Origin of the sequence: Limnothrix sp. PR1529, from assembly GCF_002742025.1 — a bacterium.
In the GTDB taxonomy this organism is placed as follows: Bacteria; Cyanobacteriota; Cyanobacteriia; order CACIAM-69d; family CACIAM-69d; genus CACIAM-69d.
The window spans coordinates 39,491-62,453 of the sequence record NZ_LIRO01000036.1; the positions used below are offsets into that span (position 1 = coordinate 39,491).

The 22,963-nt window shown below is 52.0% G+C and carries 25 protein-coding genes; 8 read left to right on the forward strand and 17 right to left on the reverse strand.

Going from position 1 to position 22,963, the window contains the following annotated elements; translation table 11 throughout:
- Window positions 1–120 precede the first annotated feature (120 nt).
- Entirely contained in the window at window positions 121–576 is a 456-nt protein-coding gene (locus AMR42_RS05800) for a hypothetical protein (protein WP_099532516.1), read from the forward strand.
- Between the two features lie 195 nt (window positions 577–771).
- Window positions 772–1,431 (forward strand): Uma2 family endonuclease, encoded by a 660-nt coding sequence (locus AMR42_RS05805; RefSeq protein ID WP_099532517.1) that lies wholly within the window; start codon window positions 772–774, stop codon window positions 1,429–1,431.
- A 71-nt stretch (window positions 1,432–1,502) separates the two neighbouring features.
- Here the strand turns inward: AMR42_RS05805 and dmeF are convergent, their stop codons facing one another.
- Together dmeF and AMR42_RS05815 are read right to left on the reverse strand one after the other, a co-directional pair.
- The gene (gene dmeF, locus AMR42_RS05810; RefSeq protein ID WP_099532518.1) at window positions 1,503–2,444 is read right to left on the reverse strand and encodes a CDF family Co(II)/Ni(II) efflux transporter DmeF; all 942 of its coding nucleotides are present in this window, start codon (window positions 2,442–2,444) and stop codon (window positions 1,503–1,505) included.
- Window positions 2,445–2,586: 142 nt separating this feature from the next.
- Entirely contained in the window at window positions 2,587–3,105 is a 519-nt protein-coding gene (locus tag AMR42_RS05815) for a DUF2199 domain-containing protein (protein ID WP_099532519.1), read from the reverse strand.
- A 114-nt stretch (window positions 3,106–3,219) separates the two neighbouring features.
- Between AMR42_RS05815 and AMR42_RS05820 the strand changes: the two genes are divergently transcribed.
- Window positions 3,220–3,477 (forward strand): hypothetical protein, encoded by a 258-nt coding sequence (locus tag AMR42_RS05820; protein WP_143472958.1) that lies wholly within the window; start codon window positions 3,220–3,222, stop codon window positions 3,475–3,477.
- A gap of 34 nt (window positions 3,478–3,511) precedes the next feature.
- Here the strand turns inward: AMR42_RS05820 and AMR42_RS05825 are convergent, their stop codons facing one another.
- From AMR42_RS05825 to AMR42_RS05860, 8 genes are all read right to left on the reverse strand, one after another.
- Window positions 3,512–3,790 (reverse strand): DUF86 domain-containing protein, encoded by a 279-nt coding sequence (locus AMR42_RS05825; protein WP_234406670.1) that lies wholly within the window; start codon window positions 3,788–3,790, stop codon window positions 3,512–3,514.
- Window positions 3,791–3,809: 19 nt separating this feature from the next.
- Entirely contained in the window at window positions 3,810–4,145 is a 336-nt protein-coding gene (locus AMR42_RS05830; protein ID WP_099532522.1) for a nucleotidyltransferase family protein, read from the reverse strand.
- 184 nt (window positions 4,146–4,329) lie between these two features.
- Window positions 4,330–5,313: a PIN domain-containing protein gene (locus AMR42_RS05835; protein ID WP_099532523.1), complete on the reverse strand. Its 984-nt coding sequence runs from the start codon at window positions 5,311–5,313 to the stop codon at window positions 4,330–4,332.
- Window positions 5,314–5,503: 190 nt separating this feature from the next.
- Window positions 5,504–7,435, reverse strand: coding sequence for a tRNA uridine-5-carboxymethylaminomethyl(34) synthesis enzyme MnmG (gene mnmG, locus AMR42_RS05840; RefSeq protein ID WP_099532524.1), 1,932 nt, complete (start codon window positions 7,433–7,435; stop codon window positions 5,504–5,506).
- A 174-nt stretch (window positions 7,436–7,609) separates the two neighbouring features.
- Complete coding sequence (locus AMR42_RS05845; protein ID WP_099532525.1) at window positions 7,610–8,491, reverse strand: CPBP family intramembrane glutamic endopeptidase; 882 nt, start codon at window positions 8,489–8,491, stop codon at window positions 7,610–7,612.
- Between the two features lie 940 nt (window positions 8,492–9,431).
- Entirely contained in the window at window positions 9,432–10,172 is a 741-nt protein-coding gene (locus tag AMR42_RS05850; RefSeq protein ID WP_099532526.1) for a calcium-binding protein, read from the reverse strand.
- A 216-nt stretch (window positions 10,173–10,388) separates the two neighbouring features.
- Window positions 10,389–11,351, reverse strand: coding sequence for a glycosyltransferase family A protein (locus tag AMR42_RS05855; protein ID WP_099532527.1), 963 nt, complete (start codon window positions 11,349–11,351; stop codon window positions 10,389–10,391).
- 328 nt (window positions 11,352–11,679) lie between these two features.
- Complete coding sequence (locus AMR42_RS05860; protein WP_099532528.1) at window positions 11,680–12,636, reverse strand: RNA polymerase sigma factor, RpoD/SigA family; 957 nt, start codon at window positions 12,634–12,636, stop codon at window positions 11,680–11,682.
- Window positions 12,637–13,113: 477 nt separating this feature from the next.
- Here AMR42_RS05860 and glgA point away from each other — a divergent pair, with 477 nt between their 5' ends.
- From glgA to AMR42_RS05885, 4 genes are all read left to right on the forward strand, one after another.
- A complete protein-coding gene (glgA, locus tag AMR42_RS05870; protein ID WP_099532530.1) occupies window positions 13,114–14,565 on the forward strand; it encodes a glycogen synthase GlgA in 1,452 nt (483 codons plus the stop codon).
- Between the two features lie 335 nt (window positions 14,566–14,900).
- Window positions 14,901–15,137, forward strand: a complete 237-nt coding sequence (locus tag AMR42_RS05875; protein ID WP_099532531.1) for a photosystem II protein, Psb35-related — start codon at window positions 14,901–14,903, stop codon at window positions 15,135–15,137.
- 284 nt (window positions 15,138–15,421) lie between these two features.
- Complete coding sequence (locus AMR42_RS05880; protein WP_199858099.1) at window positions 15,422–16,435, forward strand: hypothetical protein; 1,014 nt, start codon at window positions 15,422–15,424, stop codon at window positions 16,433–16,435.
- A 117-nt stretch (window positions 16,436–16,552) separates the two neighbouring features.
- Window positions 16,553–17,254, forward strand: coding sequence for a diacylglycerol/polyprenol kinase family protein (locus AMR42_RS05885; protein WP_099532532.1), 702 nt, complete (start codon window positions 16,553–16,555; stop codon window positions 17,252–17,254).
- Window positions 17,255–17,311: 57 nt separating this feature from the next.
- Here AMR42_RS05885 and AMR42_RS05890 read toward each other — a convergent pair whose 3' ends face one another.
- Window positions 17,312–17,572, reverse strand: coding sequence for a Mo-dependent nitrogenase C-terminal domain-containing protein (locus AMR42_RS05890; RefSeq protein WP_099532533.1), 261 nt, complete (start codon window positions 17,570–17,572; stop codon window positions 17,312–17,314).
- A 1,187-nt stretch (window positions 17,573–18,759) separates the two neighbouring features.
- Between AMR42_RS05890 and AMR42_RS05895 the strand changes: the two genes are divergently transcribed.
- A complete protein-coding gene (locus AMR42_RS05895) occupies window positions 18,760–19,497 on the forward strand; it encodes an HAD family hydrolase (protein ID WP_099532534.1) in 738 nt (245 codons plus the stop codon).
- 34 nt (window positions 19,498–19,531) lie between these two features.
- On the opposite strand, the gene AMR42_RS05900 is transcribed toward AMR42_RS05895, so the two are convergent.
- The 6 genes from AMR42_RS05900 to AMR42_RS05920 form a co-directional block, all read right to left on the reverse strand.
- Complete coding sequence (locus AMR42_RS05900; protein WP_099532535.1) at window positions 19,532–19,726, reverse strand: hypothetical protein; 195 nt, start codon at window positions 19,724–19,726, stop codon at window positions 19,532–19,534.
- Window positions 19,727–19,961: 235 nt separating this feature from the next.
- Window positions 19,962–20,525: a peptide deformylase gene (def, locus tag AMR42_RS05905; RefSeq protein WP_099532536.1), complete on the reverse strand. Its 564-nt coding sequence runs from the start codon at window positions 20,523–20,525 to the stop codon at window positions 19,962–19,964.
- Between the two features lie 140 nt (window positions 20,526–20,665).
- Window positions 20,666–21,022: a hypothetical protein gene (locus AMR42_RS05910; protein WP_099532537.1), complete on the reverse strand. Its 357-nt coding sequence runs from the start codon at window positions 21,020–21,022 to the stop codon at window positions 20,666–20,668.
- Entirely contained in the window at window positions 20,982–21,170 is a 189-nt protein-coding gene (locus AMR42_RS21060) for a hypothetical protein (protein WP_234406672.1), read from the reverse strand. Before AMR42_RS21060 ends, AMR42_RS05910 begins: the two co-directional genes overlap by 41 nt.
- Before the next feature lie 18 nt (window positions 21,171–21,188).
- Window positions 21,189–21,629 (reverse strand): HHL1-like protein, encoded by a 441-nt coding sequence (locus AMR42_RS05915; RefSeq protein WP_099532538.1) that lies wholly within the window; start codon window positions 21,627–21,629, stop codon window positions 21,189–21,191.
- 62 nt (window positions 21,630–21,691) lie between these two features.
- Window positions 21,692–22,882 carry an anhydro-N-acetylmuramic acid kinase gene (locus AMR42_RS05920; RefSeq protein WP_099532539.1) on the reverse strand — a complete coding sequence of 397 codons (1,191 nt, stop codon included), beginning with the start codon at window positions 22,880–22,882 and terminating at the stop codon, window positions 21,692–21,694.
- Between the last annotated feature and the right edge of the window lie 81 nt (window positions 22,883–22,963).

Consider the following 22,963-nt stretch of genomic DNA (forward strand, 5'->3'; position numbering starts at 1 on the left):
GATGCCGATCGCTCCTAGGTCGGCATCTGTACTTTTATGCTGACCCCATGGGATCAGCGATACTGGAGCTAGGCACTTCTGGTCAGAGTTGTGCTTGGACTATTAACTGGAACTCCTTAAATGCAAGCAGATTTGGTTGTGCGCGGTGCAGATGGGCGTTTGGTGCTGATGGTTGAAGTCAAACGCTACCGCCAAAAATCGCCTAGTTGGGTTGCTCAGTTTCGCCAGAATCTGTTAGCCCATGGCGATCAGCCCAACGTGCCTTATTTCCTATTTGCATTCTTAGATCATTTTTATCTTTGGTGTGATGCAGAGTCTATCCCATCGCTCCGAGAACCTGATTACATCATCAACGCAGAGTCAATTCTTCAGCCCTACTTTGATCGTGCCAATATTTCTAAAGATCAAGTCGCTGGGCAAAGCCTGGTCTTAATTGTTTCCACTTGGTTGGCAACACTAATCTATGCCAATCCAGAGCCGAGTGACTTGGATGAGTCTCAAAGCTGGATTCTGGAATCGGGGCTTTATTCAGCTATTCAAGGAGGAAAAATTGAGCATGAGGTTCTGGTTGCATGATCAGTGTCTATGTTGAGACTAACTTTTTTCTAGAGTTGGTTTTTCAGCAGGAAGAATATAAATTTTGTAAAGTAATAGCTTATCAATTCACAGCTATCAGCTTAGAACCTTGTTCTTGGTCAAGAAGTCCAATCTAGATGCATTAAAGTCTTGAGTCATAATCAAATAAGGCGATCGCACTGAGGCTAACAATCCATGATCGATCTTGCAACGATCGCACCGAACCCAATCGCTGCTTCCTTGGACGAAGGCTGGCTGGCTGGCTCCTGGACAGATTTTCGCCAGCAAGCCGATCACCCCGAACCCGCAGCGGCTCGATGCTTTTATCACGATGGTTGGTTTTTGATTGATATGTCACCAGTTGGGCCACTGCACGGACGAGATAACACATTGCTGAGTGCAATCATTTTGTTGTATGCCATGCAGCAAGGCATACGAGTTCATGGTTACACAAACACAAGCTTCCAGAAACCAGGAGAACGGGAAGCCCAGCCGGACATTGCATTTTATTTGGGGGCCGATCGCCGCTTGCCACCGGCCAATAATGCGATCGTCGATCTGGATCAGTATGCGCCGCCCACGTTGGTGATCGAAATTGCCGCCAGTTCCCTCAATACAGACTTGGGATTTAAGCGACTGTTGTATGAACAGTTAGGAATTCAGGAATATTGGGTGGTGGATTCGGTGCAATCCCAAGTGATGGCATTTGGGATTGATCAAGGTCGTAGCGGCATGATTGAAACGTCCGCAGTCTTACCCAACTTGTCGATCGCCCTGGTTTCCGAATCCTTGCAACGAAGCCAACAGGAGAGCCAAGGGGAAACAATGCAATGGCTGATGCAACAGTGGACTTAGATTGGTTTCTGAACAGCCATTGCGTTGCAATATTGCGATGCAATGCGATGAAAAACTGCCACTTTCTTATCTTAGTCTGAGCAAAGCTCATCCTGGCATTGGTTTACTTCAACCACAACATGGGATAGAGCAGAAATATGGCTTAGTAAGTTCTTATAATGCTCCGGCTGCTGAGGATGATGAGTGACGAGCGAAATGGTCACTGCTAAATGTTGCTGACTGAGATTCCAAACATGCAAATCGGTAACTCGGTTGTCTAAGTTTTGCTCGATCGCATCAATAATGGCTAATTTAACTTCTTTGTCTGGCGAGCCATCTAACAAAATCAAACCAGTATCTTTCACCAATCCATAGGCCCACTTGGTAATGACGACAGCACCAACTAAGCCCATTACCGCATCTAGCCAAATCCAATCTAAAAACTTACCAGCTAGCAAAGCAATAATGGCAAGCACGGAAGTTAAGGCATCAGCTAGTACGTGTATGTAAGCAGCACGGAGATTGTAATCGTGATGGTGATGATCATGATCATGATGATAGTGATCATGGGAATGTTGATGATGGTCTTGTAATAACATTGCACTCAAAAGGTTGATCAGTAGCCCAAAGATTGCTACATAGATAGCTTCATCAAAATGAATTGTTTGAGGTTGCCATAGACGTATTGATGATTCAATGATCATTAATAAAGCAATGACAGATAATGCAATAGCGCTAGTAAAACCACCCAAAATACTGACTTTACCAGTGCCAAAAGTATACTTGGGATTGTTGGCATTCTTGCGAGCATACTGATAGGCAAAGACCGTGATTCCAAACGCTGCGGCATGGGTTGCCATATGCCAACCGTCAGCCAGAAGTGCCATTGAGCCGAAAACTAGTCCAGCAATAACTTCGGCTGCCATGGTGATTGTAGTCAGCAGCAAGACAATTTTTGTATTTTTTTCGGCTTGATTATGATCAACCAAAAAGTTGTGAGTGTGTTGCCACTTGTCCAATGTGTGCATGTGCATGGAGAATAGTTTTCGATATTTTTGATGAACCGATTTTACATGATGCACTTTAATCTGAAAAGATATTCATATTTGTTTGAATCTTTATTCATCGTTGATTCATTATTGCTATTTTCTACGTGACTTGACATACCTTGATATTTTAAAGCTTATGCAAAAGCTTTTCGGTTAGGAATTGGGCGCGATCGACTGGAATTCCTTGCTGCTGATCGATGAATAGTTGATCAATTTCTTGCTTAGGCTGATGAAGCAGGACTTTGGGGCGCTGCTGACCTATTTGGATGTAAACATCGCCCGATCGCATCGACTCCACGGGATATTCAGGAATGCGATTTGAGATCCACCCAAAGAAACCATCGCCCTCAATCGGGTCATCAAACGTGGCAACATAGCGATCAAAGCTCTGCTCACTTGCTGAGACCCAAATTCCCCAGAGAAAGGGGCGATCAATGCCATGAATGGGGACTTCCAGCACTGCTCGGACAAATCGATCGACTGTGCCATTTTCATAGCGAATCACGCATAGATCATCGGTCAGCGAAGCGATCGACTGCTTCTGTTCCTCGCTAAGTGCCACGTAGGGATCGGGCGCTGTGAACCCAAAGCTTGGTGATCCTTCATGCACTTCATGACAGTAGGTACATTGAAACGAAAAGTCCATTTGATCTATGAATCTTGAACTTGGGGACACAATCCTGAGCTGAGTTTCGCTACATTGGAGAAGCAGATCAGGACTTAACGCCCGATCGTCCACCTATTATTGTCCGGTGAACCGATGAAGATGCAACCTGATGATCTTAATCCAAACCAGAACTTGACGACTTGGCAGCGATTTTGGGGCGGCACTGTTCTGGGGCTTTTGGGACTGGCTTTCGCTGCGCTCTACTGCTATGGCGTGGCAGATGTGCCTTGGCCAGTGGGTGGTTGGTTTTTGGGTTTAGCGGCTAGTGGTTTGTTGGGTCTGGTGGCGGTGAAGCTGAAAGCCGATCCAGGCCGAATGTTGACTGCTTTGCTGGATTCGCTACCCGGTTGAGCACAACCAACGCGATCGAGTTAACCCCTGGAAATTAGGTAATGGCTTGTTCTACGGCAGTGATTAGCCCCGGCAATGCGACTTCGAGATCGATCGCATCATATTCATGAATCAGGCGATTTCGCATCCCAATCACTTTAGCCCAAGGAATGCTCGGAATAGCTGCTTGAGTTTCAGTAGAAATTCCACGAGCGGCTTCACCAATGATCTCAAGCTGACGAATGACCGCAGCTTGGCGCATTAAATCTTGTTCAAATACTTCCCAGTCAATACCCTGCACAAAGCTTTGCGCCAATTGTGCAGCGTTTAGCATATCTCGTAGGTAGTTTGGTTCACGAGGCTGCATAAATCACTTGGGCAGAATCTAGGATGGCTTGACGGCGTTGCTCATTGCGGCTGCGCTCTAGTCCTCGGCGACTGATTAGATCAACTTTTCGTTGGAAAATTTGTTGAATTTCATCTTCCATATCTGCCCAGTCGAACAGTGTCCAATGCGCATCCGGGGAAAACGAAATAAGCACATCAATATCACTACTTTCGGGTTGGAAATCGTCTCTTAGGACTGACCCAAACAATGAAAATTCCGTGATTTTCCAGCGCTGGCAGAAGGCTGAGATTTGGTTCTCATTGATCGCAACTTTTGAGGCGCTGACTCGAAAGCTTTGCATGAGTAAATCTCCATTGACCACTGACAAAAAGCTAGTAGGGTGGGCATTGCCCACCACCCTCTAGCCCAGGTGTTATCTATCTTCCAATCCATGATGACCCTCTGCCAAAGGTGATCGGATGTGCAGAACGATAGATTATGAGGTGGGCAGTTCCCACCCTACTGCTACTAGCTAGTAACGCTAGCTAAAATGGGAAAAAGTCATCGTCCTCAAAAGGATCTTTAAGAAAAGAATTTAAACGATCTAAATATTCTCTATTTAAATCATTGTCTCGTCCTTTAATTATTCTGAGGCAAAAATTTTTGACATCTGAGTCTCTAATGATTCGGTATATTTGATCATTTGAGATTGCAGAAAAAATCATTGAATCAACTTCTTCATTAGTGAAGTCAGAATATTGATTTAAATTTTCAATAATTTCATGAGTTTCTTTAAAACAAGAGCTTTCAGAAAGTCTTTGAATCAGAATCTCTCTATCTAATTCAGAAGCTAAACGAATGTCTGGAAAATTCTTCTTGAAAAAATCTGAAAGCTTTGTATAGTAAACAAGATCTGATTGTTTGGCTTGCTTCCATTCTTCAAGTAAATAAGAATTAAATCGATCCTTGCCAATTGGCGAAGAGAAGTCTCTATCTCTACTTATAAAGTGTAGAGGTTCATCACTTGAAACTTCTTGTAACAGCGATTCCCAATTAATTGCATCTCCTAGAGAACCGTTTTTCCCAGGAGGATTTCCCAGTGCAACGCGTAATTTAGAGCTTTCCACAATACTTGAATGTTGTAATATTTTAATACCCTTATTGAATAGCTCTTGAATTATTTTATCTGCTGCCAAATTTCTACTTTGAATATCTTCTTCAACTTTTTTCAAAAGATCCCTATGCAGGATGGAGTATTTCTTCTGTAGCTCTCTCATTTCATTCCATTCACTGTATTCTCGAATAAATGCAGGGAATGCAAAGTCTAGTCTCTGCTTCTTGAATTCATCCACAGCTTCTGCAATTTTGTTGTCACGATTTCGGTCAAATTCACTAACTACCTGTTCTGGAATATAGAGCTTGATCGTATCTTTTACCAAAAGAGCACTTAATTTCCTTAATTCCTCGATATCGTCGTCTGAAAGACGATAAAAAGACAGAAAGACATTGGTATCTAAGAAAATGTTCATTGTATTTTGATTCAAGGGATTGAGTATCAGAGACAATCTAATATAAGATACGTCCCATAATTTAATGGAAATTTCTTACTAAAATCGAGAAAATGGGTTGAAGTATGAGACCCAAAAAAATCTCTCAGTATTCAGTAGGCTGGGTTGAGGTACGAAACCCAACACCAACCTTCTAAGTTTACTCCAATCACTAAGCTGTGATTGTGGTTGCCGGTTGCCGATCGCGCAGTTCCAGATAAATCAATAGCGCATTGATATCCGCTGGGTTTACGCCGCCAATTCGCGATGCTTGCCCCACCGTGAGGGGACGCACCTTTGCTAGCTTTTCGCGCGATTCCTTCGAGAGTGTGTCGATCGCCTGGTAATCCAAATTTTCCGGCAAGCGGCGATTTTCTTGGCGGGCGATCGCCTCGATTTGTCGTTGTTGGCGTTGGATGTAACCGGAATATTTGATTTCGATTTCTGCCCCTTCCGCTTCGGCGCGATCGAGGTCAGAATTGCCTAACCCAAACTCCGCCAATTGTTCGTAGTGGAAGCCCGGCCGCTTCAGCAATTCCGCCAGGGTTACGGAGCCTTTGATCGGGCCGCCTGTGGCCGCCACGATCGCCGGAGCTGACGGGTCGTTTTCCTTAACCCGCGAGGTTTGCAGCCGTTCCTGTTCAGCGGCAATATTCGCCTGTTTGGTTTGGAACAGATCCCAGCGGCGATCGTCAATCAAGCCAATTTCGCGACCCAAGGGCGTTAACCGGCGATCGGCATTGTCCGATCGCAACAACAGCCGATATTCCGATCGCGAGGTCAGCATTCGGTAGGGTTCGCGCAATTCTTTCGTGCACAAATCATCGAGCAGCGTGCCAATATAGCTGCTTTCACGCGGCAAAATAATCGGCGGTTTTTGTTGTGCCAAACGAGCTGCGTTGATGCCCGCGACTAACCCTTGGGCGGCTGCTTCTTCGTAACCCGTCGTGCCGTTAATTTGTCCCGCACAAAACAGGCCTTCCACGGTTTTGGTCATCATCGTGGGATAGCACTGGGTGGCGGGCAAATAGTCATATTCCACCGCGTAGGCCGGGCGCAACATTGTGCAATTTTCCAGTCCCGGCAGCGATCGCAACATGGCAATTTGCAAGCGTTCCGGCAAGCCCGTTGAGAAGCCTTGAATGTAGAGTTCCGGGATTTCTCGCCCTTCCGGTTCAATGAAAATTTGGTGCGATTCCTTGTCGGCAAAGCGCACGATTTTATCCTCAATGCTGGGGCAATAGCGCGGGCCCTTGGCATCGACCCAGCCGCCATAGACCGGCGACAAATGCAGGTTTTCTTGAATTAGGCGATGGGTTTCGGCGGTGGTGCGGGTCAAATAGCAATTCATTTGATCCCGCTCAATGTGAGCTGCTGGGTCGAAGCTAAACCAGCGGTTATCGGGGTCGGGCGGTTGGGGTTCCATTTTGCTGAAGTCCACCGATCGCCGATCGACCCGGGCGGGCGTGCCGGTTTTCAGGCGATCGGTCTCGAAGCCCAACCGTTTCAGGGTGTCCGTCAGCCCCACGGCGGCGAATTCCCCGGCGCGACCGGCGGGCATCGACTTGTTGCCCACCCAGATGATCCCGCCCAGGAACGTGCCCGTGGTCAGCACCACTGATCGACAGCGGAACGCCACGCCAAAATAGGTTTCTACGCCGATGATTTCGTCGTTGTTTCCCAAAATCAGATCCGTGACCATCGCCTCCCGGATCAGCAAGTTGGGCTGATTTTCCACCACCTGTTTCATTTCGGCGGCATATTCGCGCTTGTCCGTTTGGGCTCGCAGCGCCCAGACCGCCGGGCCGCGGGAGGCATTCAACACCCGCTTTTGCAGATAAGTGCGATCGGCGATTTTGCCAATTTCGCCGCCCAATGCATCGGCTTCATGCACAAGCTGCGACTTGGCTGGGCCGCCCACGGCTGGGTTGCAAGGCTGCCAGGCGATTTTGTCCAAATTCAGGGTAATCAGCAGGGTTTTGCAACCGAGCCGGGCCGCCGCCAAGGCCGCCTCGCAGCCCGCATGGCCGGCTCCCACGACAATCACATCGAAGTCGTCTTGGAAATCGGGTTGAACGGGGCGATCGAGAGCGGCGACAGTCATGGGAAATTTGGGGCGCAAATCAAGGCGTACAGGAATTTTGACATATTTGGCTGAGGTCTTGGATTCGCCATGGGGCTGATCAGAGGATCATTCAGGTGATCAGATGGCGACCAAATCTTGATGAGATCTCAATTAGATTCCCAGGCACTTTTCGACGGATTTTCTAAGCAATTTTTAGTGGATGGGGGGCATGGATTGCCGGTGCGATCGCCAGCGCAACAGCCCAAACACGATCGCCATGAAGGCCAACCCCGACACGCTGGCCAATGGGTTGCCACCAATGCCCGTGAGCCAAGCGGGCACGGCCGGGCTGTAGTGTCCCATGCCGCTGAGGCTCAGAACAGTAATGGTGCAAACCCAACCGCCATGCATCCCGATCGACCAACCCAAACTGCCTGGTTGGGCCCGCCCCAAGGCCCGCGCCTGCACCATGGTCATTCCCAACAGCCACAGGCCCGGCCATTGGGGCCAAGTGGCCAAAACCGCATCCAAAGGCTTCAAAAAATGCAGGGTCGCAAAAATCGCGCTCGTCCAAACGGCCGCTTGTTTCCGGGGCATGGAGTGGCGAAATTCTGCCAAAAACCAACCTCGAAAAAACAGTTCTTCGAGGAACGCAATCCCCACGCCGTTGAGGATGCCATTCAGCCAAATGGTTAACCAGGACTGATTAGGCGGCATTTCCCACCAAAACCAACCCAACAGGTAATAGAGACCATGGAGCAGGGCAAAACTCCCGATCGCGATCGCCACGCCCATCGCCAAATCCTGCACCATGCCCCGGTTCCAAGACCAACCATAGGCGGAGAGGGGCCGTTGCTGACCGCGCACCCGTCGCCCCCACAGCCACAGGGTGGTCAGAATAGCCAAATATAAGGTCAACACCGCCATCAGGTTGGTGAGGTTGTGGCTCCAACCCAGGGACAGCACCAGGGGCCAGCAGGTGAGGGCCGCCACCGGCAACCACAACACCAACAGCACACCGATGAAGCTGGCAATCCGCAAGGGCAGGGGATAGGCCGCGAGCTTGGGAGCTTGGGCCAAGAGGCGATCGAACATGAGCGCTACGGTTTCTCCGTCGTGGCAGGACTAACGCAGTCAACGGCACGGCGCACTCAGGCTGGTGCGGGTGGCTGAAGCTGAGGGCTGCGGTTCCAATGGGTCAGTTTAGAACTAACTCAGAACTAACTGAGAGCCAAATCAGGGTCAACTCAGGGTTCATCAACAGGTCAATTTAGACCTAAATGAAGATGCCTGAGAAGTCACTTGGGGGACTGGCAAAGCGCCAAGAGTCCCGGGTTCAAGGAGCTTCAGCCCCGGGTCTGCGTCGATCGAGGCGATCCACAGGGTAGCAGTTTTGGTTTTTCAAACCTCCTGCCAGCCAAGACGAGGCCAAGACGACCTCACCGGATTTGACGGAGATCGATTATGTGGCAATCATGCGGCAATTTGCTCAATTTCTCACGCCACTAATCAGGAAAATTAGGCGGTTTCTTTGTGATCGAGACTGATTAAACGAAGTCTGGCGATGTTTAAGTGGCCCATCTGTGGCATGGTCATCTGGATTGCCAGAAAGTCAAATTCAGCAGAGCTACTATTCATCTTCAAAAGATAGAAATCAATCAAAGATATAGGAAAAATCGAAGAATGAAAGAAAAAACAAAATAGAACCAGAACAAATTGAATGCTCCGGTTCTATGAAAGATGAAAGTACAGAACTCGATTGACAGCTAGCTGTGAACCGCTTTTAGCAGGCTCTGAAATTGGGGCTGAAATGGAGTGGCCCCAATCAAGAGCAATGCAATGATATAGCCCTTACCTCGCTTACTAAGCACAGAAGCCCATAGGGTGTGTCGGAGTAAGTTCAAGCCATAGTGAAACAGTTGATTTTTCTCCCATGAACCCGAACTGGATCGCCACTCAACTGAATAAACAATTAATTGGTGTAGCGACAATCGTCTGATTGAAAAAGAGGCGATCACTCCACATAATTTGCTAATTAGCGAGTGATAAAGTCGGCTGCCGTCAAGCTTGCTGGAGTGACAGGAAGGAGAGGGCTAGGCCTCTGGTCGATGACAGCGAGAGTACGCCCAGTTGAGCGAACTCGCAATAGAATTTGTTGATCAGCACCCGCACAGATTGAACAAAATGTGGAGAAAGGTTCAAACTGTCTCTCAACAAACCTAGGATTGACTTGTGCCTCTCTTAGCGTACTCAGTTGAAGATCAGCGAAGGTTAAGCCTGCTGGTAGGGAAATTTTATCTTCTCCGGAAATGAAGTCATCAATGAAGTCATAAGTATCGGTAGCGATTTCCTCTTGCAAAACGAAGACATCCCGACCCGCACCCCCAAACAACACATCAAACCCCAAATCTCCCGAGAGGGTATCGTCTCCGAGTCCACCATCTAACAGATCACCATCGCGCCCACCAAACAATTGATCATTGCCGCGATCGCCGGTTAAAACATCAATGCCTAAGTTACCAAACAAAACATCATCATCTAAACCCCCGTCAATGGTGTCAGCATCTTGACCGCCATAAATGGTGTCAAACCCACTTTCACCACTCAGGGTATCGCGCCCTAAGTTGCCAAACAGCTCATCATTACCGCCTCTACCGCTAATCTGGTCATTTCCCGCCAAGCCCAATGTGCGTCGGGGCGCATCCGTATCAAGAATAAAGTCGTCTTCGGGTGTGCCTTGGGCGTTGGGGTTTGTAGCAATCTCAATTCTAGCCATGGTCTAAAACCTACTTCTTTGAAATATCGATGTGCTTGAGAAATTCTTTCGCCTATCACAACAGCGCTGATACAGCCTTTACCTTGCTTGCTAAGCACAGTGATCGGTAAGGTAGATAAAACCCACTGAATAGCTACCTCGCAATATCTGCAATATGAAGTGCTACTCGCTTTAGGTAAAGGCTGTATGAAAGCCTAGGCAGCAACGTTGAAGAGATTAAGCACTTACCGGGTTCAACACCTTGCGAGGTCGGTACTGCTCTCCTTTCAGTTGATTGCGCAGTTGATTCAATAGGCTATAGAAGGTGGGCAACTGTCCAGCGATCGAGAAAACAGCTTTTTGGGGAGTTGACAGGTAGTAATAAACCAATTCTTTAACCCGCTGTTGCATTCGCCAATCACCGCTCATAATTGCCTTGCTCATCATGGTTTTGCCCAGCTCCATGAAGATTGATTGGCTGATTTGATAGTGATCGCGGTGCTTCAAAAAGACCCGAAACTTAGCGGTTAAGCGCTGTTCGTTGGCATGGGCAGTGCGGGAGTAGCTGGCAGGATTGCTGCATCGATACAGGCTGGAAGGCACGGGATCGTAAGCCCAGGTTTGGCCATGAATGACCCGCAAAACCAATTCTAAATCCTCTGCACCGGATGCTTTTTCATCAAACCCACCAACGGCTTGCAGGTGCGATCGACGGGCGGCCAAACTCGACAGTTCCAAGATGCCATGCTTGCGATAAAGCTGGAAATAAGTGGCGTGATCTAGTTGCCCCGTTGGCTCTGAAAATGGGCCCGTATCGGACATGGAAACCACTCGATCGGCACTGATGGAATAGTGCTCAGCGGCAGCCAAATAAAGCACATCGTCCGAGTTGCCAACTAAGTCTTGAATGCGTTCTAAGTGGTTTGGTTTCCACCAATCATCGGCATCTAAAAAAGCAACCCAATCACCAGTGGCGGCGGCAATTCCTGCATTTCTGGCTCCTCCGGGGCCCAGATTGGGTGTGCGCAAAATTTTGGTTGGCACTGGGCTGCGACGGAGGCACTCGATCGAGCGATCGGTAGAACCATCATCAACCACAATGACTTCGCTAGCTGGAATGGTTTGTTCGGCAATGCTTTGCAAAGCCTGATTGATCCATTGTTCGGCGTTATAGCAGGGGATAACAACTGAGAATTTCATGAAGAGTCACCAAATGAAGACGTAGAAGAACATTTGGTTAAGTACCGCTTGATCCCAATCATAGATTTTGAGACCTTTTTCGCCTAGTCTCTTCATCAACACTTCATAATGGCGATTTAGATTATGAAAAACTCATGAAGATTTTATATTTCCTCCGGATTTCGCTCCACGCCAAGTCCCCCGAGGCCGTTGATCGCCCCGTTCCCTATAAAGCCAAAAAATACGCCGGATCAAATTGACCCAGCGTACTATAGTAATATAAATGGTCGATTAAGAAACGAACTCAAGTTCAGCAACAGAAGTTCAGCAACAAATGAGCACCAAATCCTTAACTGGCTAGGTATTCACGGATGTCTGCCTTGTGTTTGCGGAGCTTGGTGAGAGCTTCGCGTTCAATTTGGCGGACGCGCTCGCGGCTAATTTGCAGGCGATCGCCAATTTTGGCCAACGTGAGTGCCTGACCGTCACTTAACCCAAAGCGTAGGGAAAGCACTTCCCGCTGTTGGGGGGTCAAGTCGGCCATGATGGTTTCAATGTCGCCGCGCAGGGAAGACTGGGTGGCGAATTCCTCCGGGGATGGCCCTTCGTCTTCGAGCAGCTCACCAAGTTCCGTGTCTTGGTTGTCGCCCACTCGCAAATCCAACGACAGGGGCTGGCGGGCCCGTTCCAGGTAATCCCGAATTTGCTTGGGAGAGAGGCCAATTTCGTCGCCCAACTCGGCGATGGTGGCGCTGCGGCCCAGTTGTTGCGACAGGGTGCGCTGGGCTTTTTTGATTTTGTTCAGTTTCTCGGTGATGTGGATCGGGAGGCGGATGGTGCGCCCCTTTTCCGCGATCGCCCGAGTGATGGCCTGACGGATCCACCAATAGGCATAGGTACTGAACCGATAGCCCTTGGTGGGGTCAAACTTCTCAACGCCGCGCTGCATCCCGATCGTGCCCTCTTGGATCAGATCCAGAAGGTCTACATTTCGCTTGATGTATTTCTTGGCAACGGACACCACGAGGCGCAGGTTTGCTTCCACCATTTTGCGTTTGGCGCGATCGCCCTCGCGAATGGCGGCTTTCAGCTCATCTAGGCTCAAACCGATTGCTGCTGCCCATTCCGCCAAGCCGGGTTCATAGCCCAGGCGCAGGGTCAGCTTGTCTTTTTCCTCTTGCAGAACGTTGAGGCGTTGTACCTGCTTGCCCAAGACGATTTCTTGCTCGTGGGTGAGCAGGGGAACGCGACCAATTTCACGAAGGTAGGCGCGAACGAGATCCGTAGCTGTGGGGTCTTTTTTCATGGCAGTTCGGCTCCGCGAACGACCGCTGGGCAACTGAGGAAACTCTATAGTAACGAATTTTGAAGTCGTTTTGCAGTTTTGACGGCAAATTAGTAAAGAAATATCAAAACTCGAAATCATTGCGTTCTCTAATTTTAGGATACCCACCTTTGGCGAGGTGGTCTGCATCTTGAATCACAAAATCCTGAATTGCCCGTCATTGTGCGGCTGGCCAGGGTTTGACAAAACCAGGGCGATCGGGCAAACCAGCGGCTGAGATCGGGCAAAAATGTGCTGATTTTCGCAATAAGCAAGATGGATGGGCGCACAAAACCCGGTTTGCAAAATTCGTGACTGCCTGATGGGGCCCCACGGGGCGATCGGCTTCAGGGGATCGGTGGGGATCGGCAGCAATAAGCACTCCCAAAACACCGAACCGCTGGTAAAACAGTTACAGCCCTGCATAGCATCTGATCTCTATATAGAAGCGATCGCCCCATGAGAATCCTGTTTGTTTCCGCTGAAGTAGCTCCCCTGGCCAAGGTGGGTGGCATGGGCGATGTGGTTGGTGCGTTGCCCAAGGTGTTGCGGGCCATGGGCCACGACGTGCGGATCTTTATGCCGTTCTATGGCTTCATCGCTGACAAGTTAGTGGACGCGCCCAAGGAGCCAATTTGGTGGAGCGATGCCATGTTTCAGCGGTTTGCCGTCTATGAAACAACCCTGCCGGGAACCGATGTTCCCCTATACCTAATGGGGCATCCGGCATTTTGGCCGCGGCGTATCTATTCTGGGGATGACGAGGATTGGCGGTTTACCCTGTTTGCCAATGCCGCCTCGGAATTTGCCTGGAACTATTGGAAACCTCAGATTATTCACTGCCACGACTGGCACACGGGCATGATTCCGGTTTGGATGCACCAATCGCCGGACATCTCGACGGTCTTTACGATTCACAACCTGGCTTACCAAGGGCCTTGGCGCTGGAAATTGGAGCAAATGACCTGGTGTCCTTGGTATATGCAGGGCCACAACACCTTGGCGGCAGCGGTGCAATATGCCGATCGGGTCACCACGGTGTCGCCCACCTATGCCCACCAAATCCAAACCCCCACCTATGGCGAGCAGTTGGAGGGGTTGATGTCTTGGATTAGCGGCAAGCTGTCGGGAATTGTGAATGGGATTGACACGGAGGTTTACGACCCAGCCACCGATCGCGCTTTGGTCAAACCGTTCACGGCCGAGACGATCGAGAATCGCCGGTTGAACAAGGTGGCCCTGCAAGAGGAGATGGGCTTAGAGATCAATGCCAACACGTTCCTGGTGGGGATGGTGTCGCGGTTGGTGGAACAAAAAGGGGTGGATCTGATCATGCAAACGATCGATCGCTTCTTGGCCTACACCGATTCGCAGTTTGTGCTGCTGGGAACGGGCGATCGCTACTATGAAACCCAGATGTGGGAACTGGCGGCCCGCCATCCTGGCCGCGTTTCAGTCTTTTTGCTATACAACGATGCCCTTTCCCGCCGGATTTATGCCGGGTGCGATGCGTTCCTGATGCCGTCGCGGTTTGAACCTTGCGGAATCAGCCAAATGTTGGCCATGCGCTATGGTTGCATCCCGATCGTGCGGCGAACCGGCGGCCTGGTGGACACAGTGCAACATAACGATCCCGTGGGCCAAGCGGGCACGGGCTATTGTTTTGATCGCTATGAACCGCTGGATTTGTTTACCTGCATGGTGCGGGCTTCGGAAGCCTTCCGGTTCAAGGCGGAATGGCTCAAGTTGCAGCAGCGGGCTATGGGCCAAGATTTCAGTTGGGAAAAATCCGCGATCGAATACGTGAAGCTTTACGGCAACCTGCTGGGAATCCCCGAATCGGAACTGGGGATTCTAACGCCCGTGGCGGAACCGGCCGCCCACGATCGCCTGGAGGCGGCCTTGTCCTAGGGGCTGATTCCGCTTCCCAAGCTTGCAATGTTCTTTAACAATTTGAGCCAGATTCTCAGAATCCGGGCTTTTGTTCCTCAGCGATCGGCCATGGCCGATCGCTTTTTGATGGGCTGCCTTGGGTGGCTCGGGGCAAAAAGCCGGACTTTGGAGGGATCAAACCCGGCCATTAGCGCCGCCAGAAACCCTTGAACGGGCGGGATTAGCTGACTTTGGGCACGGTAAGGCAACGCGAGGAAAACCGTCCCAAGGGATTTGCTTGACAGATCGTAAACATGTTGTTACATTTATTTACATAAGGCAACAAAGCGTTGCGATCACCCCGAGAGGTTGTCATGGTTTTACTCATCGCACTGTTCGCGATCGGCTGGCTCGCAGCCGTCGTCCTCGGAACCCAAGCCTATTTCCTGGGCGAGCAGACCAAACCGATCCACTCGCGCAACTGGAATTCCCAAGAATTTGAAACCCTGGCCCAAGCGATCACGGGTTCCTCGATCGATTACGGCAAGCGCCGCCCCGCCTATGCCTACGCCATGGATGCGTATACCAGCAAGCAGGTGACCCAGCAGTAGGGGCAGGTTTTGAACTGCAAGCTTCAAAAGCCTCTAGCTGAATTTCAGCCGCGTTAATCGTCTCATTTCTTTTCTCCTCTCTCGACGGCTTCAGTCTTTGTGCTGAGCCGTCGTTTTGCTGTTTTGCTGTTTTGAATCCTTGGCCGATCGGGAAGCGATCGGGCGGTGGGGCGATCAGGACTCGTCTGGCCGCAATAGCCGATCATCGGTCATCACTAATTTCCGCCATTGCTAGCCATCCCGAAAGTTTTGTAGAGTCGTGATGGTTGATTGATGTGGTTGCTATGGTTTCTCATCGGTTGTTGGCAGACTCTTTGGCTCCCGTTTGGTCTCAATCGCGATCGGTGGCCCTCCGGCGTTTCACTGTGCTGGCTTTGGCGATTGCCCTGGGGGGTGGTTTGGTGGCCTGCGGTGGTTCCGCCAACAATGCCAACAATGCCAACAGCTCGACGAACAATGGCATCGTCAACCAAAGGGCCGCTGCGCCTGCGGTGGCGGGTAACTATCCCGTGCAACAGGCCAGCTACAACAACAGCACCGGGGAATATACCCTCATGTTGCTGAATGCGCCGCCGGGGATGAGTCCCTACCGGATCAGCAACTTGCAAATGGCTCAGATTCCAGAAGCTGAAGCCAAAGCGGGCAAAACCAGCTATCTGGCCGTCAGCAGCCCCACGAGTTCTCCGGTGTTGCATCTGCTGCCCACTTTCAAAATTGAAATGTTGAGCGGTGAACCGACCCAAGTACAACAGGCGGGATTGCAACCTACCTACTGGCAACCGATGCAGCGCGGTGGGGAGTTGGAAATTGACCTGGATTTTTATCAGCCCTACTACTACGTGCCGCCGCCCTATCGATCGGGATCGGTGCTGACGGGATTTGGCGGCTATGGCGGAACCTATGAGCAGGCCGCCGGGCAATACCAACAGCGCTACAACGCTCCCCCAGCGCCCGTGCAAAATCGCAACTTCCGCACCACCCAAAATTTGCGACCTTCGCCAGCAAACAGCCCCACCCGCAGCCCTAGCCCCAGCCCCACTTCCCGATCGAGTGGCTTTGGTTCCAACACCAGTGGTTCATCTCCGGCCGCAACGCCCAGCACAACCCCTGACTCCACCACAACCGCCACGCCGTCCAGCGCCACCCGTTCCCCCAGCCGCGATCGCAGCCGATCGACCGGGGCCGGCTTTGGCAGCAGTACCTTTCGATCGTCCGGTTCTTCCACGCGGGAGCGATCGCGTAGCTCGGGATCTTCCAGTCGGCGCAGTGGTTTTGGCAGCAGTGGCCGTCGCCGCTAGCTGAGTTGCGAGCGAAGCTGACCGGGCGGCTGGTTAATTCGCAGCCCCCAGCCGGGGAAATCGGGAGCGCCGCAATCCAGGCTAGAGTGGATCGGGTTCGGCTGCGTTGCAACTCCCATGTCTTTTCTTGATCCTCACCTCAACCTCACACCCTCTTTGCTGGGGTCGATCGCCCTAGTGGCCGCCTGGTTGGGAGCCACCATCTTCACCGCCGAATGGCTCTATCGCCGCCAGGTTGCGGGGCCCGAAGTGGGGCGCAAAGTGGTACATATCAGCACCGGCCATGTGTTGCTCTTGGCCTGGTGGTTGCAAATTCCGGCCTGGGTGGGGATCGCGGCTTCTCTGTTGGCCGCCTTGGGAGCTTGGCTGTCCTATCACCTACCCCTGCTCCCCAGCGTGAACGGCGTGGGTCGCCGGAGTTTGGGCACGCTGTTTTATGCCATCAGCATTGGTCTTGTCATTGCCCTTTGCTGGCCGGCCGATCGCCCCCAATATGCAGCGTTGGGCATTTTGGTCATGGCCTGGGGTGATGGGTTGGCCGCCTTGGTGGGGCAGCGGTTTGGCCGCCATCCATATCAATTGGGCGGCATCACCAAAAGTTGGGAAGGCAGTGCCACCATGGCCATCGTTAGTTTTCTGGTGGCCGCCAGTATTTTGTTTAGCACCCAAGGGTTCAGTTGGCCGGCTGGGGCGATCGCCCTGGGAATTGCCGGGTTGGCAACGGGGTTGGAAGCCTTCTCCAAGTGGGGAATCGACAACCTCACCGTGCCCATTGCGAGCAGCGTGATTGCCCTGTTGGGCGATCGGCTATGGCTTTGATTGTTGGCTAGTTGGTGCGCTGGTTAGTTGGTGAACCGTTGATTAGCCCAGCGTTGGTTAACCCAAAGCCAGCAGATCCATGCCGCATTGGTCAACCAAATAGCAAGTGGCGCGGAATCGCAGCCCCATCAACTGTTCATAGAGCGGGTTCAGTTTGCACAGGGGCGGAATTCGAAACAACAAGCGCCCAAACAACTTCACGTCCCGAGCGAAGGGGCATTGGCTGGGGATGAGGCGATAGATCAAAAGGGCCATTTCCCGATCGCGGATTTCAATGCGATCGATGCTGTCACGAAGGAATTGGAGAAGTTGGAACATCTGGAAAGTTGAAGAAAGCTAACAAGTGACGCTGAAGCGTCGTGATTGCAGAGGGGGCACACCGAGTTTGGATGCCGCAGCCACCGACCACAATTGATGAATGGGGGTAGCCGTTTTGGAAAAACCGTTCAAGTCAGGTTGAGCAATGCTTCAGAGACTCAGATGATGTCTCAACAGGTACAGCGGACAAGCTGCAAACCAAGATCCTGTTTGGCTGGGCACAAAAACAACCGATTTGTTGCGAAAACCGATGAAGCTTTGGGGTAATTTCGCTTCGTGCGATCGAGATTTGACGTGAGAGCAGGCCATACTTCAAGGCTCATTGCAAGATACACTCCCCTTGCCTCGATTTCAGCTTAAAAAGTCTAAGCCAGACCCAGTTAAAGAAACGTATAAAATTTGCCGTTTTTGCGTAAAGACTTGGTGAAGTGGGGGTCTAAAAGCGTGACTTTTGGGGGGTTGCCCTGGAACTTGTTAAGGGCAACTTCATATTAGCATTATTTCTGAAATGTTTCGTAATAGTCCCGATCATGGCTCAAATGACCATCGGCCGCCCGATCGGGGCTGAGCCGCAAATTCAGGGGATCACGTCGTAGGAGCATCCCCTCGATCGATCATGGCCAAACGCGCAATATTTGGCCGCTTAGGGCTGGCTCCGCAGGCACATTTGGGCAAATCAGCGCCAGACTCTGGGGGAGTTACTGCCAAATTGCCGCTTCATTGAACGCGAATTTGTGCCAAATTTTTCACCGGTTTTGCTAACTCGAACTCGATATGAATTTTAGTGGTGAATGATCATTGTGAATTTTGAGCGTCCGTGACCGCCGTGAATCGTGCCGCTGCGTTAGGTCAATGGGGAATGGCTGCGCGTGATTGCAGTGACGATCGGCAAGGGCGATCGACAGTAACGATCGAGAATCAGCGCCAGTCTAGGGCGCAGAAATGCTGTCGGGAACTGCTTAAAAATTAGGGCTAGTGAGAATGAAAATAAGCAATCTTGGATCAAGCCATTGAATATTTCGATGAACGATCGGTGATTATAACGACCCTTTCAATTGACGAATGGGGTGAATTGTCATTAGATAGATTTCATTACAACTCTTAACAAACCTAAGGGCGAGCCAAGGCAATCAGTTTGCAAATTGATTGCGAAATTCGCTTGTCCATCATCAGGTCACTAGTAGCATATGAGACTGATTACGGATTTCGACGGCCCGATCGCGGATGTTTCAGAACGGTATTACCAGGTCTATCAATACTGTTTGCGGGAAATCGCTCGATCGGGTCAGGAAATCCACCGTTTGTCCAAGCGGGAATTTTGGAACCTGAAACGGGCCCAAGTCAAAGAGGCTGAAATTGGTGTGCGATCGGGCTTGGATGGAACCCAAGCGGATCAATTTGCCCAACTGCGGCGGGACACGGTTCACCGCATGGAATATATGTCGCTGGATCAACCGGTTCCCGGTGCAATCCAAGCACTGGAGCGGGCCCAAGACATGGGCTGGGAGCTGGTGGTAATGACGATGCGCCGAGTGCGGGAATTGGATGAAGCGCTGGAGCGGTGTGGATTGGCTCGGTTCTTCACACCCGATCGCCGCTATTGCCTGCCGAATGACTATGTGAAAACCCGCGACGTGGAAGACAAGCCCAAACTCATGGCCAAAGCCATGGGCGAGTTGCCGCCCGCAGCCCTGACCTGGATGGTGGGAGATACGGAGGCGGATATTGCGGCGGCTCGATCGGCTCAAATCCCGATCGTGGGTGTGCTCAGCGGAATTCGCGATCGGGATCGCCTGGAAGGGTATGAACCCGACGCGATCGCCCCGAATCTGGCCGGAGCGATCGACTACATGATTGCGAAAACGAACCGAGCCACCAAAACAACGCTGCCGCGCGAAGGTAGCCTGCCGAGAACTGGCTCCTAGGGGCTAGGGTCGCGGGTGATGGGACAGGCTAGCCCTAATCCTGCTGGGCGTTTTTGATGGCCCCAAAGAAACTGGCGATCGTGACAGGGATGCTCAAGCCCAGAATGGTTCCTGTGGTGACGGTTCCCAACTCCGGTTCGCCGGACGTGAGTTCAAACACACAACCCACCGCTGCGATCGCGGCAACGCAGGCGATCGCCAAAAATAAGCCACTCTTAGGAGTCAGCATGGGTTTTGATTTGCTCCGAATTTTTGCTGAATTTTTGCTGAAAAATCTGGGCCGGCATTGGCCTGAACTGGCTTGAGATCGCCTTCTTGAAATGGCTTTCTTGAAACTGCTTTCTTGAAATGGCCTGGCTGATATCCTCTCGATCCCGCAGGTTTGGGGATTCCGGCCCTAGCCCAGCAACTTCGGTTCCTGGGCTAGGCCACGGTGTGAAAGCGGTTGGCGCAGCTCCTCCGCATTAGCGCACAGGACGCACATCGCCATAGACAAAGCCTTTTTCCTTGAGGGCTGTGGTCAAGGCCAGCTCGTTTTCGACCCGATCGACAAACATCACCCCATTCAGGTGATCCATTTCGTGCTGAATGGCGCGGGCCAAAAGTCCATCGGCCTTGAGGGTGCGCGGGCGGCCCGTTTCGTCTTTGTAGGCCACTTCAATTTGGGTGGGGCGCTCCACATCCAAATAGACTCCCGGGATGCTGAGGCAACCTTCTTGGTCGCATTCCAGGGGGCCGCCTGCGGACTTCACCACGGGGTTGATCAAAATTAGGGGTTCCACATCGGCCTTGTCTGGCTCGATGTCAATCACAATAATTTGCTTGTCGATCGCCACTTGGGGAGCTGCGAGGCCAATGCCGTCAGCGCTGTACATGGTTTTCAGCATGTCTTCAGCGATTTTGCGCACTTCAGCATCCACTTTGGCCACGCGCTTGGCCGGACGACGCAGCACCCGATCGCCCAGGGTGTGGATCTCAAGGGGCGGATTCTTTAGCTTTTTCTTCTCAACCAATACTTTCGCGGTCATGGGTGGGGCGGTCTTTGGCGGTTACCTTTCTGCCTTCCCATCCTATCGAAAGATTGGTTTTTTCCGTGGACTGGTGCTCAGGGTTGCGGCTGGCTGGCAGCAACGCCCGAGTCGCAACCCATTCATACCCAAGCAGCCACCTAAGCAGCGGCCGGCGGATCAAAGCGGCCGCGACCACAACAGGGTTCAATGCCCATCCGATCGAGCAGTAGCTCACTCACCGCATTGGCGATCGCAAATTCACTGAAAAAGCTCTTGGAAAAGTCAAACCCCTGCATTTCCGTCAAAATCGCGATCGCAATGCCATCAATATCATCCTCGCCTTCCATGCGTTGACGGATATAGGCATTGGCGGCTACGCGGGCAATTTGGCTGTTCACGGCCTCGGGAATATATTCCGAGTCGAGGAGGTTTGCGAGGGACTGCTCCAGCCATTGGCGTTCGCGGTCTAGATCTTCAACGGGGGCCAAAATGACGGGCGGAACGGGTTGGGCCATGCCGATCGCTCTCCTGGTGAAAGAGTCCAATGCTTCTGTAGGCCACCATCTTAGCCAAATTGCGTTGATGGTCGATCCTGGGGGCAATCCCAGTGGTGGTCACTGCCCGATCGCCCCAGGTCTTGAGGCCGGTTTGAACCTGTGCCATGGGCTAGGAGATGAGGATCTAGGAGCGGCGAGCCGTGAATCGACTGACCAAACTGCCCAGACCTTCCCGCACTTGGTCGATCGCCCCTTGCAGTGGACCAGGCAACACCGATGTGGGTTGAACCGCAAGGGTAATCGGATCGTCCTTGTAGGCCTTAATCCGATAGCCATATTCCAAGTTGCCTTGCTGTTTTTTCAGGCGCGGAAAAAGACGGAACGCCCCTTGGCGCAGGTCATTTTCATTGGCAAAGATGGCCTGGTTAATTTGATTACTGCGGTTCACCGCCAAGGCCCCAACCGGGTACCAGGGTTTCTGGTCTTTGACCCGCACGTAAACTTCAAATTCCGGCATTCCCTTCGATCGCATCTCATCAAGCTGACTGGCGGCGGCGGCGCGGCGATCGTTCGATTTTGCTTTGGGTTGGGCTTTGGGCTTGCCGAATCCGGTGGGGGTTGCCAAGGGTGGGGCCTCCAGGGGAAAACTCAGATTTGAAATGTTTTGTTACGAACCTGCCATCGAGTTTACCCTGCGCTGGGGGCGGGCCACACCTCGCCGAGGGGTACGGATTGCCGTGCTCCTGTGGCGGCGGGCAGGTTGCCGGGGCGATCGAGCAGTCGCCAGTAGCCCAAAACCGCAAAGGCGATCGCCTCCTTGCTGCTGGCACAGAGTCCCCATTGATCCGTGGTTTCCAGCGGGATTGATCCCAAATGCTGTTGCAAACGGGCCCAGAGGGTGCGATTGCGGCTGCCGCCCCCACAGACCAAGACCCGATCGGGCAGTTGGGGCAAGTGGTTGCGGTAACTGTCGGCAATGGAACGGGCCGTCAGCTCCGTGAGGCTGGCTAACCAATCGGCATCGGACAGACCCAGGGCGATCGCCGCTTGGCGACTGCGGGCCAACCAGTCCGGGCCAAAGTGCTCGCGTCCCGTGGACTTGGGCGGCTCCTGACTAAAGAAGGGATCCGCCAGCCACTGGGCCACCAGGGGATCTGAAATTTGCCCTTGGGCCGCCCAGGCTCCATCGCGATCGAAGGTTTGGGCCCCGTCCGTCAGGTGTTGCACCGCCAAATCCACCAACACGTTGCCCGGCCCCGTGTCCCAACCCCAAACGGCCCCCTCCCACGCCGTCAAATTGGCAAACCCCCGCCGAGCCGGGAGATAGGTCACATTGCCAATGCCACCAATATTTTGCACACAGCGACATTCCTGCTCATCCCCCAACAGGTAAGCATCCACCCGAGGCACTAACGGCGCACCCTGGCCCCCCATGGCCAAGTCGCCCACCCGAAAGTTGCTGACGGTGGTGATGCCGCTCCAGTGGGCGATCGCGCTGCCGCGACCCAACTGCAAGCTGTAGCCCAAGGGTTGTTCGTCGGCCATTTGGGGTGGGCGATGGAACACCGTTTGTCCGTGGGAACCGATGAAGCGAATGGGTTGTGAGTCCGGTTGGGCCGTTTGGATTGTTTTGGCGGCCGCCGCAAATTCCCGGGCGATCGCGTCGTCCAACTGAGCCATGGCCGCCATGGACAGGGATTCACCGGCACAAACCGCCAAAATTTGCGATCGCAAGGCCGCTGGATAGTCAAAGGTTTCGGAACGGAGCAACTTCACCTCCAAGTCCGTTTCCGTCCCCGACAGTTCCACCAATGCCGCATCGATTCCATCAACGGAGGTGCCGCTCATTAACCCGATCGCTCGCATTCCCATGGCCATTTTGGAGGTCTTAAAATTGAAGCTATGCCTTAAATCTAAGCAAATCTAACCGAAATTAAGCATCGGCTCCCAATTCTTTTT